Source organism: Sphingomonas sp. SORGH_AS_0870 (genome assembly GCF_031453175.1).
GTDB lineage: Bacteria > Pseudomonadota > Alphaproteobacteria > Sphingomonadales > Sphingomonadaceae > Sphingomonas.
Genome location: NZ_JAVIYW010000002.1, coordinates 3,359,292 through 3,373,354 on the forward strand (window position 1 = coordinate 3,359,292; position 14,063 = coordinate 3,373,354).

At 67.3% G+C, this 14,063-nt stretch carries 9 protein-coding genes, 1 tRNA gene and 2 pseudogenes; 8 read left to right on the plus strand and 4 right to left on the minus strand.

Annotated features, from left to right (window positions below; genetic code table 11):
* The first annotated feature begins 26 nt into the window (after window positions 1–26).
* The 7 genes and pseudogenes from QE363_RS15545 (at window position 27) to QE363_RS15575 (ending at window position 7,550) form a co-directional block, all read left to right on the plus strand.
* The gene (locus QE363_RS15545) at window positions 27–1,451 is read left to right on the plus strand and encodes a PepSY domain-containing protein (protein ID WP_309696696.1); all 1,425 of its coding nucleotides are present in this window, start codon (window positions 27–29) and stop codon (window positions 1,449–1,451) included.
* 53 nt (window positions 1,452–1,504) lie between these two features.
* Complete coding sequence (locus QE363_RS15550) at window positions 1,505–2,041, plus strand: TspO/MBR family protein (protein ID WP_309696698.1); 537 nt, start codon at window positions 1,505–1,507, stop codon at window positions 2,039–2,041.
* A 52-nt stretch (window positions 2,042–2,093) separates the two neighbouring features.
* Window positions 2,094–3,062 (plus strand): cytochrome c oxidase subunit II, encoded by a 969-nt coding sequence (gene coxB, locus QE363_RS15555; RefSeq protein ID WP_309696700.1) that lies wholly within the window; start codon window positions 2,094–2,096, stop codon window positions 3,060–3,062.
* Window positions 3,059–5,570 (plus strand): annotated as a pseudogene (ctaD, locus tag QE363_RS15560) (cytochrome c oxidase subunit I). The gene coxB and the pseudogene ctaD overlap by 4 nt, the downstream one beginning before the upstream one ends.
* Window positions 5,567–5,944, plus strand: coding sequence for a hypothetical protein (locus QE363_RS15565; protein WP_307100101.1), 378 nt, complete (start codon window positions 5,567–5,569; stop codon window positions 5,942–5,944). Before ctaD ends, QE363_RS15565 begins: the two are co-directional and overlap by 4 nt.
* Window positions 5,941–6,519, plus strand: coding sequence for a cytochrome c oxidase assembly protein (locus tag QE363_RS15570; RefSeq protein ID WP_309696703.1), 579 nt, complete (start codon window positions 5,941–5,943; stop codon window positions 6,517–6,519). Before QE363_RS15565 ends, QE363_RS15570 begins: the two co-directional genes overlap by 4 nt.
* Window positions 6,516–7,550 carry a c-type cytochrome gene (locus tag QE363_RS15575; protein ID WP_309696705.1) on the plus strand — a complete coding sequence of 345 codons (1,035 nt, stop codon included), beginning with the start codon at window positions 6,516–6,518 and terminating at the stop codon, window positions 7,548–7,550. Before QE363_RS15570 ends, QE363_RS15575 begins: the two co-directional genes overlap by 4 nt.
* 10 nt (window positions 7,551–7,560) lie before the next feature.
* Here QE363_RS15575 and QE363_RS15580 read toward each other — a convergent pair whose 3' ends face one another.
* The 4 genes from QE363_RS15580 to lon all read right to left on the minus strand — a co-directional run bounded on the left by QE363_RS15580 (window position 7,561) and on the right by lon (window position 11,803).
* Window positions 7,561–8,331, minus strand: a complete 771-nt coding sequence (locus QE363_RS15580) for an EAL domain-containing protein (RefSeq protein WP_309696707.1) — start codon at window positions 8,329–8,331, stop codon at window positions 7,561–7,563.
* 433 nt (window positions 8,332–8,764) lie between these two features.
* Window positions 8,765–8,839, minus strand: a tRNA-Val gene (locus QE363_RS15585).
* Window positions 8,840–8,903: 64 nt separating this feature from the next.
* A complete protein-coding gene (locus QE363_RS15590) occupies window positions 8,904–9,176 on the minus strand; it encodes an HU family DNA-binding protein (RefSeq protein ID WP_042489856.1) in 273 nt (90 codons plus the stop codon).
* A 200-nt stretch (window positions 9,177–9,376) separates the two neighbouring features.
* Entirely contained in the window at window positions 9,377–11,803 is a 2,427-nt protein-coding gene (gene lon, locus QE363_RS15595; RefSeq protein WP_307100110.1) for an endopeptidase La, read from the minus strand.
* A 137-nt stretch (window positions 11,804–11,940) separates the two neighbouring features.
* Here lon and QE363_RS15600 point away from each other — a divergent pair.
* Window positions 11,941–13,699, plus strand: a pseudogene (locus QE363_RS15600) (M1 family metallopeptidase).
* Window positions 13,700–14,063: the final 364 nt, after the last annotated feature.

The window sequence follows — 14,063 nt, forward strand, 5'->3', positions numbered from 1 at the left end:
GCGCCTTCATGCTGATATCGTCCCCAATGCCGGACCGGTTCCCGTCCGGCGCCCCCTCCGCCTACCCCGCATCCCACGCCGCCTTTCACCGCACCATCTGGCGATGGCATTTCTGGGCGGGATTGCTGGTCGCGCCCGTCCTGCTGATACTCAGCGCGACGGGCGCCATCTATCTGTTCAACGGCGCGTTGACCGACGCGCTCTACCCCGGGCTGCGGTTCGTCGCGCCGCATCGCGGCGACGTCCCGATGTCGCGGATGATCGCGGCGGCGCTGGCGGCGCATCCCGGCTCCGCCTCGCGGGTCGACATGCCCGACACCGCCGATCGCGCCGCAGTCGTGTTCGTGACGCCCGACCATGGCGAGCCGCTGCGCGTCGCAGTCGATCCCGGCACGGGGCGCGTGCTGGGCAGCGTGGTCTATGACCGCACCCTGGTCGGCTGGGCCGACGCCATGCACCGGTCGATGCTGATGGGCGTGGCGGGCGAGCGGCTGGTCGAGCTGGCGGTCAGTTGGGCGCTGGTCCTGCTGGCGACGGGACTGATCCTGTGGTGGCCGCGCGGGGGCTGGCGCGCGGCGGGCACGCTCTATCCACGCCTGTCGGGGCGGGGACGGCGTTTCTGGCGCGAGCTCCATGCGCCCCTGGGCCTGTGGAGCGTGGCGCTGATCGGATTCCTGATCGTCACCGGCCTGCCCTGGGCGGGGATCAGCGGCCCGCTGCTCCACCGGGTCAGCGCGGCGGCGGGGATCGGCTATCCTCCCTCCTTCCGCCAGTACAATATCCCCCGGAGCATCCCGATGAAGGCGGCGCTGGGCGAGGCACCCTGGACGCTGGAGGATGCGCCGATGCCGCAGTCGGGCATGGCCGCCATGTCGGGCGACCATGCCGATCACAGCCCCGCCACCCCCGGCACGACGCGCGATCCGGCGGTGATCCGGGGGACCGACCGGGTGACGGCGATCCTGGCCGCTCATGGCTGGTCGGGCAGCTATCGGCTGTTCCTGCCCAAGGGGCCGCGCGGCGTCTATACCGTCTTCACCTATCCCGGCCGCCCGGAGGGGCAGAAGACGCTCTATATCGACCGATACACGTTCCGCCCGATCGGGCCGGAGGTCCGCTATGCCCAATATGGCATTGTCGGCCGTGCGGTGGAGTCCGGGGTGCAGTTGCACATGGGTCAGTATTTCGGGCTGGCGAACCAGTTGCTGATGCTGATCCCGTGCCTCGCCATCTGGGGGCTCACGATCAGCGGGGTCGCGATGTGGTGGAAGCGGCGTCCGGCGGGACGGCTGGGCGCGCCGCCGCGGCTGTCGGGCGCGCGGATTCGCGGGCTGGTCGTCGCTTTGGTCGTCGCGGGCGTGATCCTGCCGCTGTTCGGCCTGTCGTTGCTGGTCGTCGCGCTGCTGGACCGCATCGCGGTGGCGATGCGACGGGGAATGGCGCGGGCGTAAATTCGCGGGTCCGCTGAACGGCCGGGGCGCCTGCTCGTTGTCGCTCCGATAGCATGAGTTTCGGAGAGACGATGATGAACGCCACCCGCTCCACCGGATTGTCGCCGCTGATCGCGGGCGGCGCGGCGGCCGCCGTGCTGGGGCTGAGCGCGCTGGTCGGGCGGCGCAACGCCCCCGACCGGTCGCATCCGGGCATCCGCCGCTGGTATGCCCGGCTCGACAAGCCCGGCTTCACCCCGCCCGACAAGCTGTTCGGCGCGGTCTGGCCGGTGCTGGAGACGCTGGCGGGCGTGGGCGGCTATCGCCTGCTGCGCGCGCCCGCCTCGCCGCGTCGCAATGCGGCGGTGGCGCTGTGGCTGGGCAACAGCGCGATGATCGGCGGCTGGACCGAGCTGTTCTTCCGGGCCCGCCGCCCCGGTCCCAGCGCGGTCGCGGCAGGGGCGATGACCCTGGGCACCGCCACGCTGGCCGCCACCGCATGGAAGATAGACCGCCCGGCCGCCGCCAGCGTGGTGCCGCTGGCCGCCTGGCTGGGCTTCGCCACCGTGCTGGCGAGCGAGGTCGCGCGTCGCAACGCGCCGGAAAAATGACGCTTCGATGAAGATTGCATGAACCGTTTCGCGACCGAAGCGTTCGGGCGGGATGCGGGGGACTAGCATCATCGGAACGATTGCGGCGGCCAGCCTGCTGGCCGGATGCAATGTGCATCAGTCGACCCTGGCCCCGTTCGGCGCGGATGCGGTCGATATCCGTCATCTTTTCATCATCATGCTGGTCGGCGCGGTGGTGATCGCGGCGGCGGTCGCGCTGTTGATGCGCCATGCCGTCCGCGCGCCCGAGGGAGCGATCAGCCATCGGGGCGGGATGCGGATCGTGCTGTGGCTGGGCGGGATCATCCCGACGATCGTCCTGCTCGGGCTGCTCGCCTATTCGCTTCCCTATATGCGCCCGCGCCCGGTCGCGCCCGCCGACCTGCAGATCGCGGTCGATGGCGAGCAATTCTGGTGGCGCGTCACCTATCGCCCCGCCGCCGGGACCCCGGTCGAGAGCGCCAACGAGATCCGCATCCCCACCGGCCGCACCGTCGCCTTCCGCCTGGGCGCGGGCGATGTGGTGCACAGCTTCTGGATTCCGGGGCTGGCGGGCAAGATGGACATGATTCCCGGCCGCACCAACACGCTGGTCGTCCGCGCCGACAAGCCCGGCCGCTATCGCGGGCAGTGCGCCGAATTCTGCGGCCTGTCCCATGCGCTGATGGCGTTCGACGTCATCGCCATGCCCCCCGCCGCGTTCGACGCCTGGCTGGCCGGACAGCGCCGCCCGGCGGTGGCAAGCGATGGCGAGGGCGCGCGGCTGTTCGCCGCCAATGGCTGTGGCGGCTGCCACACGGTCGCGGGCGTGACCGCGCGGACGCGAATCGGCCCCGACCTTACCCATTTCGGATCGCGCCGGACGCTGGCGGCGGGCATCCTGCCGATGACCCCCGCCAATGTCGCAGGGTTCATCCGCCACCCCGAAAAGACCAAGCCGGGCGTCCGTATGCCGTCTTTCCCGCAACTGTCGCAGGATCAGGCCATGGCCCTCACCCGCTATCTGCAAGGCCTGAAATGAGTCTCCACGCCCAGGACGATCCCGCCCTCCGCGCCGCGCAGGAGGAGAGGCTTCGCGCGGTATGGAAACCGCCGAGCGGCCTGTTCCTGCGCTGGACCGACACCAACAACAACCGCGTCGGCGTCTGGTACACGCTGACCGCCTTCGGCTTCATGCTGTTCGCCGGGGTGCTGGCGCTCATCATGCGCACCCAGCTGGCGGTGCCCGACAACGACCTTGTCTCGGCGAACACCTTCAACCAGCTGTTCACGCTGCACGGCTCGGTGATGATGTTCCTGTTCGCCGTGCCGATGTTCGAGGCGGTGTCGATCATCCTGCTGCCCCAGCTGCTCGGCGCGCGCGACCTGCCCTTTCCGCGCCTGTCGGCCTTTGGCTATTGGAGCTTCCTGATCGGCGGCGTCTTCGTCTCCGGCTCAATCTTCTTCAACGCCGCGCCCGATGGCGGCTGGTTCATGTATCCGCCGCTGACCACCCGCACCGACCTGTCGGGGCTGGGCGCCGATATCTGGATGCTGGGCCTGTCCTTTATCGAGGTGTCGTCGGTCGCCGCCGCGGTCGAGCTGATCGTCGGCGTGCTGAAATGCCGCCCGCCCGGGATGCGGCTGAACCTGATGCCGCTTTATGCCTGGTACATCCTGGTCGTGGCGGTGATGATCCTGTTCGCCTTCCCGCCGCTGATCGCGGGCGACCTGTTGTTCGAGATGGAGCGGCTGCTCGACTGGCCGTTCTTCGACGCCGCGCGCGGGGGCGATCCGCTGCTGTGGCAGCACCTGTTCTGGATCTTCGGCCATCCGGAAGTCTATATCGTCTTCCTGCCCTCCATCGCGCTGTTCGCGATGATGATCCCGACCTTCGCCCAGCGGCATCTGCTCGGCTATCCGTGGATCGTGCTGGCGGCGGTCGGCACCGCCTTCCTGTCGTTCGGCCTGTGGGTCCACCACATGTTCGCGACCGGCCTGCCCAAGATCAGCCTGGCCTTCTTCTCCGCCGCGTCCGAGGCGGTCGCCATCCCGACCGGCGTGCAGATCTTTGCCTTCATCGCCACGCTATGGGCGGGCAAGGTCAAATGGTCGACGCCGCTCCTCTATGCGAGCGGCAGCCTCGCCATCTTCGTCATCGGCGGGCTGACCGGGGTGATGGTCGCGGTCGCGCCGTTCGACTGGCAGGCCCACGACACCTATTTCGTCGTCGCCCACCTGCATTATGTGCTGATCGGCGGCACGCTGCTGCCGCTGTTCGGCGGGCTTTATTATTACTGGCCGCTGATCACCGGCAAGAAGCTGTCCGACCGGCTGGGGCGGACCGCCTTCTGGATCATGTTCGTCGGGGTCAACCTGACCTTCTTCCCGATGCACCTGTCGGGGCTGGAGGGGATGCCGCGCCGGGTCTTCACCTATCCGGCGGAGCTCAATATCGGCTGGCTCAACCTCGCCTCGACGGCGGGCTCCTACCTGTTCGCGACGGGCGTCCTCGTGCTGGTCATCGACCTAGCTCTGTCGCCGACCCGCGCCAAGGCGTCGCGCAATCCGTGGAATGCGGGCACGCTGGAATGGCTGGCGCATCCGGATGACGAGGATTGGGGCATCCGCTCGGTCCCGCTGATCGAGAGCCGCTATCCGATCTGGGACCAGAAGGATTTCGTCGCCAAGGTCGATGAGGGCCGCTTCTTCCTGCCCGATGCCGAGGAAGGCCGCCGCGAGACGATCATTACTTCGGTCCTCGATGCCAAGCCCGTCTCGGTGATCCGGCTGGGCACGCCCAGCGTCAAGCCGATGGCGACCGCCGTGGCGCTGGGCGCGGTGTTCATCCTGACCACCTATCACCTCTATTGGCTGGCCGCACTGTTCGGGGTGGTGACGCTGGCGGCGATCGTCTGGTGGCTGTGGGATACCGCCGAGATTCCCGAAAAGCCCGAAAAGCCGATCGGTCACGGCATGCGCATGCCGCTCTATATCTCGGGGCCCGCCGCGCCGGGATGGTGGGCGATGTTCATCACGATGATGGCCGATGCGACCGCCTTTTCGGGCCTCGTTTTCGGCTATTATTTCTACTGGACGATCCATCCCGATTTCGGCGCCGGGTTCGACGGGCCGGGGATCGGCGGGCCGATGCTGGCGCTGGGACTGTCGCTGGGCAGCTGGGCGGCGACGCTGGCGGGCGCGCGAGGTCCATGCGCGGGGCAGCGTCGCGGCGGCGCGCCTGATGCTGCTGGTCGGCGCGGGCGCAGCGGGGGCCAGCCTGTTCGCCGGACTCGCCAGCCTGAGCGGGCTCGACCCCGAGGCCAATGTCTATCCGGCGATCGTCTGGGGGCTGGTCGTCTGGACCGTCGTCCACGCTGCCGTCATGGTCATCATGCAGCTCTATACGCTGGCGCGCAGCCTGGCGGGCCGGATGACGCCCGCCCATGACGCCGACATCCGCAACATCACCGTCTATGCGCATTTCTTCGCGCTGACCGCGATCGTCACCTATCTGACAGTCGGGCTGTTTCCGGAGACGGGGCTGTGAGGCGCTGGCTGAAGCGCGCGCATCGGCTGCGCGTCACGCTGTGGACGCTGATCGTGCCGCCGACCGTCTGGGCGGTGCATTTCCTGCTCTCCTATCTCTGGGCGGCCGTCTCCTGCGCCAAGATCGGCGAATGGGCGCTGTTTCCCACCGTCTTCGCCATCGCCACGGCGGTCGCCTTGGTGATCATCGTCGCCTCGGGGCTGATCGCGTGGCAGCAGTCGCGCACGCCGGGCGATCCCCCGCCGCACAATGAAGGGACCGACATCGACCGGCTGCGCTTCCTGGCCTATTCGACGCTGCTACTGGCCGGGCTGAGCTTCATCGCGGTCGTCTTCACCGCCCTGCCGGTCCTCATGCTGGGGGATTGCCGGTGAGGCGCGGCATGCTGATCGCGGGCCTCGCGCTGCTGCCGCTGGGCTGGATGCTCAGCCCGCTGGGCATGACAGGGCATATGGCCGCGCACATGATCGCGGTGGCGATCGCCGCGCCGCTCGTCGCGCTTGGGCTGCAAGGCCATGCGCTCGACCCCGTCGAGCGCTGGCCGCGTCTCGCCAGCCCGATGGTCGCCGCACTGGTCGAGGCGGTGGTGGTCTGGGGCTGGCATGTGCCCGCGCTGCGGCGGCTCGCCGATCACCAGGCGGTCTGGCTGGCCATCGAGCAGGCAAGCTTCCTGATCGCCGGGCTCCGGCTCTGGTCCGCCGTTCTGGCGCCGCGTCACCGCGCGAGCGGGGTGGCCGCGCTGCTCGTCACCTCGATGCATATGACCTTGCTCGGCGCGCTGATCGGGCTCGCCCCACGCCCGCTCTACAGCCATCACGGCGCGGGCGCGCTGGAGGATCAGCAGCTGGCGGGCGTCATCATGCTGCTGGTCGGCGGCATCGCCTATCTGTGCGGAGGTCTCGCGATGCTCGGCCGCTTGCTTCAGGTCCGGCAGGAGGCGCACGCATGACGATCCGCATCACCTGGAAACGCGTCGTCGCGACGCTGATCGGCCTGTTCGCGCTGGGCATGGCCTTTGCCTGGTCGGGGGTCATGAACCTCGCGGCGTCGAGCGGACACTGGGCGATCACCGACTGGTTCCTGCACTGGGCGATGCGCAACTCGGTGCGCACCCATGCCGCCTTCTCCTCGCCCAAGGACCCCGCCGACGCCAGCGGGCTGGTCAGCGCGGCGGGGCATTTCGCCAATGCCTGCGCGGTCTGCCACGGCGCGCCGGGCCAGAAGCCCGCTCCCGTCATGCAGGCGGCCACCCCGCCCGCCCCCGATCTGGCGGTCAATGCGCGCGAATGGACCGACAGGCAGCTGTTCTGGATCCTGCAGCACGGCGTCAAATATACCGGCATGCCCGCCTGGGCGGTGCAGGACCGGCCGGACGAGGTGCGGCGGATGGTCGCCTTTGTCCGCCGCCTGCCCGACATGACCCCGGCCCAGTATCGCGCGCTGGTCGCCGAGGCGTCGCCGGCGGTCGATCCGGACAATTGCACCGGATGCCACGGCACCGACGGTCGCGGGCGCGGGAGCCGCGACATTCCGATCCTGGGCGGACAGAGCCCCGCCTATCTCCTCGCCGCGCTTCAGGGCTATGCGAACGGCACCCGGTCGAGCGCGGTGATGCAGCAGGTCGCGATGCGGATGGACCCCGCCGCGATGCAGGCCGCCGCGCGCCGTTTCGCCGCCATGCCGGGGCTTGGCGATCGTCCTTCCGGCGATGCGGCTGCGGCGCGGATCGTGACGCAGGGCCTGCCCGAGCGGCAATTGCCCGCCTGTGCCAGCTGCCACGCGCCCGGCAAGCCCTATCCGGTGATCGCCGGACAACGCGCCAGCTATATCGCCGCGCGGCTCCGCCACTGGCAGGGCGACAAGAATGTCGTCGATGCGCGCAAGAGCCATGCGACCATGCCCGTCATCGCGCGACGCATCCCCAAGGAGATGATCGACCCGCTGGCCCGCTATCTGGCGGGCGAAGGCGAGCCCCGCTGACCCGGACGGCTCAGCCCATCGCCGCCCAGGACGGTTCCTCGGGGACCGTGCCGGGCGGCAGGCACCGAAAGCCGGGCCGCGCGAACAGATAGCCCTGCATATAGCGGACGCCAAGGCGGCGCAGCGTGTCATATTCGCCGAGCGTCTCGACCCCCTCGGCCATGACGGCCATGCCCATCTTGTCGGCGATGCGGATGACCCCTTCCACGATCATGCGGCGCGGCATCGCCTCGTCGATTCCCCGGATCAGCGCCATGTCGAGCTTGATATAATCGGTCCTGACCTGCCCGAGCAGCGTCAGCCCGGCCTGCCCCGCGCCGAAATCGTCGATCGCGGTGCCGAAGCCCATATGCGAATAGGTATCGAGGATCGTCTTCAACGCCGCACCGTCGCCCGGATCGGCGCGCTCCGAAAATTCGAAGATCAACCGCTCGGGGGGCAGGTTCAGCCGCCGCGCGGTCTCCAGCGTGGGCTCCAGACAGGCGATCGGGCAATAGACCGTGGCGGGCAGGAAGTTGATCGCCAGCCGCGCATCGCCGTCGAGCAGCCCGGCGGCCACCGCCCCCTCGATCGCGGTCACCCGGCATTGCTGGTCGAAGGCATAGAGCGTGTCCGGCGTCACCTGGGCGAGGATGCTCGCCGCGCTTTCCCCCTTGCTGCCCCGGACCAGCGCCTCATAGGCCATGGGTCGGCCGGTCGAGACGTCCATGATCGGCTGAAACGCCATGGCCATGGGAAAGACGGCATATTCGGTGTGAGAGCGGCGATACCCCGGCTGCATGGCAATCTCCTTCGCCGGAAAGCATAGGGCAAAGCCACTAAATCGCCGTTAATTGTCGCAGCCTTGCCGACATAGCCATGCGAGCGGCTGGACTATTCATAATGCTTGGGGGAATCATCGACCACCGTCGGCATCATCTTATGATGCGGCGATATTTTCTGTTCTCTGCGTGAGGATGACAGGGGGATTGCCGCCCTTGGATGACAGCCCCGGTGTGGGGCGCCTTCGCAAGCGTCCGGTTCGTGGCGATGCCCCACCCCAACTCCTCCCCTGAAGGGGAGGGGCTCTCATGGGCGCGGCGCAATGTCATCATGATCGAGGCGCGATGTCGAAGCCGTCGCCGACAGGATCGCGCGCGGCGTTTCCGCCAATGCAAAATGGCCGCCCGATCATCTTCCGGCGGGGAAGAGACGGGCGGCCATTGCCATTTGCATGGTGGGCGCGACAGGGATTGAACCTGTGACCCCACCCGTGTGAAGGGTGTGCTCTACCGCTGAGCTACGCGCCCGGTAACCGGGAGAGGCGCCTTTAGGCGGCGGCGAACCGCCTGTCCAGCCCCAAAATCGAGAAAATCAGTTCACCGAGTCCTTGAGCAGCTTGCCCGGCTTGAACTTGGGCTGCGACGACGCCTTGATCGTCATCGGCTCGCCAGTACGGGGGTTGCGGCCGGTCGACGCCTTGCGCTTGGACACCGAAAAGGTGCCGAAACCGACCAAGCGAACCTCGTCCCCCTTCTTCAGGGCGGCAGTAATCGATTCGAACACGGCATCCACGGCCTTGACCGCATCCCCGCGCGCCAGCCCCGAGGAGTCGGCGACGGTGGCGATCAGCTCCTGCTTGTTCATTCCATAACCCCCTATGATCCCGATATTAAAACGAGCCTAACTGCTGACGCCCGAATATCAAAGTGCCGATAATGCCGGACCCGGCGGCGCTGTCAAACCCCCGTTTCCCGCAAAGCGAAGGATCGCGCAAACAGAAGCCCGTGTCAGGACGATGACAAGGGCCGTCCCTCCTTCGACGGACGGCCCCTGCGATGCGACGATCAGTGGTGGCGTTCGCCCCCGACCGCCGGGATCGGCGCGGGCGGCAGCGCCGCCAACTCGTCCGCATCGGTCCAGTCGATCGCCTCCAGCGGCCCGACGAGCGCCAGGCGCAGCACCTCGTCGACATGCGCGACCGGCACGATCTTTAGGCCCTCGCGGATATTGGCCGGGATGTCGGCCAGATCCTTCTCATTCTCCTGCGGGATGAGGACGGTGGTGATCCCGCCCCGCAGCGCCGCGAGCAGCTTTTCCTTCAGGCCGCCGATCGGCAGCACGCGTCCGCGCAGCGTGACCTCGCCGGTCATCGCCACATCCTTGCGCACCGCGATCCCCGTCAGCGTCGAGACGATCGAGGTGACCAGGCCGATACCCGCCGACGGGCCATCCTTGGGCACCGCGCCCTCGGGCAGGTGGATATGGATGTCCTTGCGATGGAACAGCGACGGCTTGATCCCGAAGCTGGGGCTGCGCGCCTGGACGAAGCTGAAGGCGGCCTGGACCGATTCCTTCATCACGTCGCCCAGCTTGCCCGTGGTCTTCACCTGGCCCTTGCCCGGCACGGTCACCGATTCGATGGTCAGCAGCTCGCCGCCCACCTCGGTCCAGGCGAGGCCCGTGACCGCGCCGATCTGGTCCTCCTGTTCGGACAGGCCGTGGCGATACTTCTGCACGCCCGCGAACTCGTGGAGGTTTTCGGGCGTGATCGTCACTGACGTCGCCTTCCCCTCCAGGATCTGGCGCAGCGCCTTGCGGGCGAGACGCGCGATCTCACGCTCCAGCGTGCGAACCCCCGCCTCACGGGTGTAACGCTGGATCAGTGCACGCAGGCCGTCCTGGGTCAGCGTGAACTCGCCGTCCTTCAGGCCATGGGTCTCGACCTGCTTGGCGACCAGATGGCGCTCGGCGATCTCGACCTTCTCGTCCTCGGTATAGCCCTCCAGCCGGATGATCTCCATGCGGTCGAGCAGCGGCTGCGGCAGGTTCAGCGTGTTCGCGGTGCATACGAACATCACGTCCGACAGATCGATGTCGATCTCCAGATAGTGATCGTTGAACTTGGCGTTCTGTTCGGGGTCGAGCACCTCGAGCAGCGCCGAGGCGGGGTCGCCGCGGAAATCCTGGCCCAACTTGTCGATCTCGTCGAGCAGGAACAGCGGGTTGGAGGTGCCGGCCTTTTTCAGGTTGGTCACGATCTTGCCCGGCAGCGAGCCGATATAGGTCCGGCGGTGGCCGCGAATCTCGGCCTCGTCGCGCACGCCGCCCAGCGACTGGCGGATGAACTCGCGCCCGCACGCCTTGGCGATCGACTGGCCCAGCGAGGTCTTGCCGACGCCCGGCGGGCCGACGAGGCACAGGATCGGCCCCTTCAGCTTGTTGGTGCGCGCCTGGACGCCGAGATATTCGACGATCCGGTCCTTCACCTTCTCCAGCGCATAATGATCCTGGTCGAGGATCGCCTGCGCCGCCGCAATGTCCTTCTTGACCTTGGACTTCTTGCCCCAGGGCAGGCCCAGCAGCACGTCGAGATAGTTGCGCACGACGGTCGCCTCGGCGCTCATCGGCGCCATGGTCTTCAGCTTCTTCAGCTCGGCGGTCGCCTTGGTCCGCGCCTCCTTGGAGAGCTTTAGCGTCGCGATCTTCTGGGTCAGCTCGGCGATCTCATCGCCGTCGCCGTCCTCGCTCTCATTGCCCAGCTCGCGCTGGATCGCCTTGAGCTGTTCGTTGAGATAATATTCGCGCTGCGTCTTCTCCATCTGGCGCTTGACGCGGCTCTTGATCTTCTTCTCGACCTGAAGGACGCCGAGTTCGCCCTCCATCAGGGCATAGGCCATCTCCAGCCGCTTGGCCGGATCGGTCTCCACCAAAAGCGCCTGCTTGTCGGCGACCTTGACCGAGATGTTGGCGGCGACCGCATCGGCCAGTTGCGAGGCATCCTCGATCTCGGCCAGCTGCACCGCGGTCTCGGCGGGCAGCTTGCGGTTGAGCTTGGCGTAATTCTCGAACTGGTCGACCACCGAGCGCATGAGGGCGGCGATCTGCGCCTTCATGTCATGGTCCTGCTCCTCCAGCGCGGCCTCGTCGGCCTCGACCGGGGTCGCGTCGATCGTCGCGGTCAGGAAGGCGCCCGATTCGTCCAGCTCGGCCAGACGGCCGCGCACCTTGCCCTCGACCAGCACGCGGACGGTGCCGTCGGGCAGCTTGAGCAGTTGCAGGACGGTGGCGGTGACGCCGATCTCATACAGATCCTCGCGCGCCGGATCGTCCTCGGCGGGATCGAGCTGGGCGACCAGGAAAATCTCCTTGTCCGCCGCCATCGCCGCCTCGAGCGCCGCGACCGATTTGTCGCGACCGACGAACAGGGGGACGATCATGTGCGGGAATACGACGATGTCACGCAGCGGAAGGACGGGATAGGACTGGTTCATGCAAACTCCGGTCGGCCCCGACCGGGGCCTCTTCATCACACTATATGGGGAGGGTTGCCGTTCCATCAATCGTCGGTGCGATCAGTGGATCGATCGATGGCTTGCCAAGCCGTCGGCGTTGCGCGACACCATGCCGCATGAATCGTATACGGAATGTCGTCGCTGCGCTGTTCGCCTCCTCGCTGCTCTGTGGGGCCGCGACCGCCTTTGCCCAGAGCCCCAAGGGCTTACCCGGCAAGGGCGAGCCGCCGCTGACCGCGCAGACCATGGTGTCGGGCGGCGTTCGCCCGCTCGAGCAACGGGCCATGCGGTTCGACAGCGCCGACCTGTCGTTCGAGATTCTGCCGGACACACGGGAATTGAACGGCATTGCGGTGCTGGACTTTACCGCAAAGTCGCCGCTGGCGCGGCTGGTGATCGATCTCGACCGCAATCTGCCGGTCAAGGCGATCGCGATCGACGGCAAGCCGCTCAAGCCCGCCGCATGGTCCAATCCGGAGGGACAGCTGGTCGTCACCCTGCCCCGCCCGCTTCGCGCCGGACAGAAGGTCACCGCCAGGATCACCTATGGCGGCACGCCGCATGTCGCGGTGCGGGCGCCCTGGGATACCGGCGTGGTCTGGGCCAAGACGCCCGACGGGCGGCCCTGGTTCGCGACGACGACGCAGGGCTATGGCTGCGACCTGTTCTGGCCTTGCCTCGACTATCCGATGGGCGAGCCGGGCGTCGTCACGCTGCACATCACCGTGCCCAAGGGGTTGAAGGCGCCGTCCAACGGCGTGCTGCTGGGCGTCGACACGCTGCCCGACGGACGCACCCGCTGGAACTGGCGGACCAAGCATCCCAACACCTATGCCATCGCACTGAACGTCGGGCCCTATGAGGTGGTCGAGGGTTCGTACAAGAGCCGCTTCGCGCAACACGATCCCGATGTTCTACTGGTATCTGCCCGGCGAGAAGCAGAAGGCGGAGGGTTTGTTCGCCGAGTTCGCGCCGACGCTGGATTTCTTCGAATCGACGGTCGGCCCCTTCCCCTTCGGCGATGAAAAGCTGGGGGTGGTCGAAACCCCCCACAAGGGCATGGAGCACCAGACGATCAACGCGTACGGCAATGAATATGCCAAGGCGCCCGAGGGCTTCGACTGGCTGTTCCAGCACGAGTTCAGCCATGAATGGTTCGGCAACCAGCTGACCAATGTCGACTGGGACGATTTCTGGCTGCACGAAGGCTATGGCAGCTATATGCAGCCTTCTTACGGCCGCTGGCGCGAGGGCGAGGCACGCTATGCGGTGATGATGGATGCCCAGCGCGGCCAGATCGCGAACAAGTCGCCCATCGTCCATGATCGCAGCATGACCGAGCAGGACGTCTATGAGGAAGCCAAGGGCGGCCCCGGCCTCGATATCTATATGAAGGGGTCGTGGATGCTCCACACCCTGCGCAACCTGATCGGCGACAAGGCCTTTTGGGACGTGACGCGGCTTGCCGTCTATGGCCGCACCGATCCCAAGCCGGGGAATTTCACGCCCCGCTATGGCTCGACCAAGGAATATGAGGGCTTTGTCCGGCAGGTGACGGGCAAGGATTATGGCTGGTTCTTCAACGTCTATCTGCGCCAGGCGGCGCTGCCCGAAATCGTCGAGACGCGGGCGGGCAACCGGCTGACGCTGACATGGAAGGTGCCGGGCGGCGGGCCCTTCCCGATGCCGGTCGAGGTGCAGGTGGGCGACAAGGTCGAGACGCTGCCGATGACGGACGGCACGGGCACCTTGACCCTTCCCGAAGACGCGCACGTCGTGGTCGACCCCTGGGCGAAGGTGCTGAAACGCTCGGTAGCGATTGAGCAGTTCCGCGCGTGGAAGGCGGAACAGGCGGCGAAGAAGAGGACGAATTAACACCCGCTCCGTTCAGCCTGAGCGTAGTCGAAGGCCACGGGCCGAACGACGTTCCAGGCGTGCCCGGTCCGACCGGATTCCCTTGGCCTTCGACTACGCTCAGGCTGAACGGATGGGGGGGCCCGACTTAACGTCTTCTTCCCCTCTCCCCTGGACAGGGGAGAGGGTTAGCGAAGCTTGCCAGCCTGCTGGCTAGCGCAGCTTGGGTGAGGGGTTGAGCGAGCCCAAAGGCTCGCGCGCTCGCTTGCGAGCGCCCACCCCTCACCCAGCTCCGACTAAGCCTTTGCTTTCGCAAAGACCAAGTCTGCGCAACCCTCTCCCCTCTGCGAGGGGCGAGGGACGGAAAGGCATCGCTGAATGTCAA

Excerpts from the sequence above, each read along its gene's own strand:
- QE363_RS15545 (WP_309696696.1), top strand. The coding sequence starts at position 27 with ATGCCGGACCGGTTCCCGTCCGGCGCCCCCTCCGCCTACCCCGCATCC.
- QE363_RS15590 (WP_042489856.1), bottom strand. The coding sequence starts at position 9,176 with ATGAACAAGCAGGAGCTGATCGCCACCGTCGCCGACTCCTCGGGGCTG.
- QE363_RS15550 (WP_309696698.1), top strand. The coding sequence starts at position 1,505 with ATGAGTTTCGGAGAGACGATGATGAACGCCACCCGCTCCACCGGATTG.
- lon (WP_307100110.1), bottom strand. The coding sequence starts at position 11,803 with ATGAACCAGTCCTATCCCGTCCTTCCGCTGCGTGACATCGTCGTATTC.
- QE363_RS15580 (WP_309696707.1), bottom strand. The coding sequence starts at position 8,331 with ATGCAGCCGGGGTATCGCCGCTCTCACACCGAATATGCCGTCTTTCCC.
- QE363_RS15575 (WP_309696705.1), top strand. The coding sequence starts at position 6,516 with ATGACGATCCGCATCACCTGGAAACGCGTCGTCGCGACGCTGATCGGC.
- coxB (WP_309696700.1), top strand. The coding sequence starts at position 2,094 with ATGCGGGGGACTAGCATCATCGGAACGATTGCGGCGGCCAGCCTGCTG.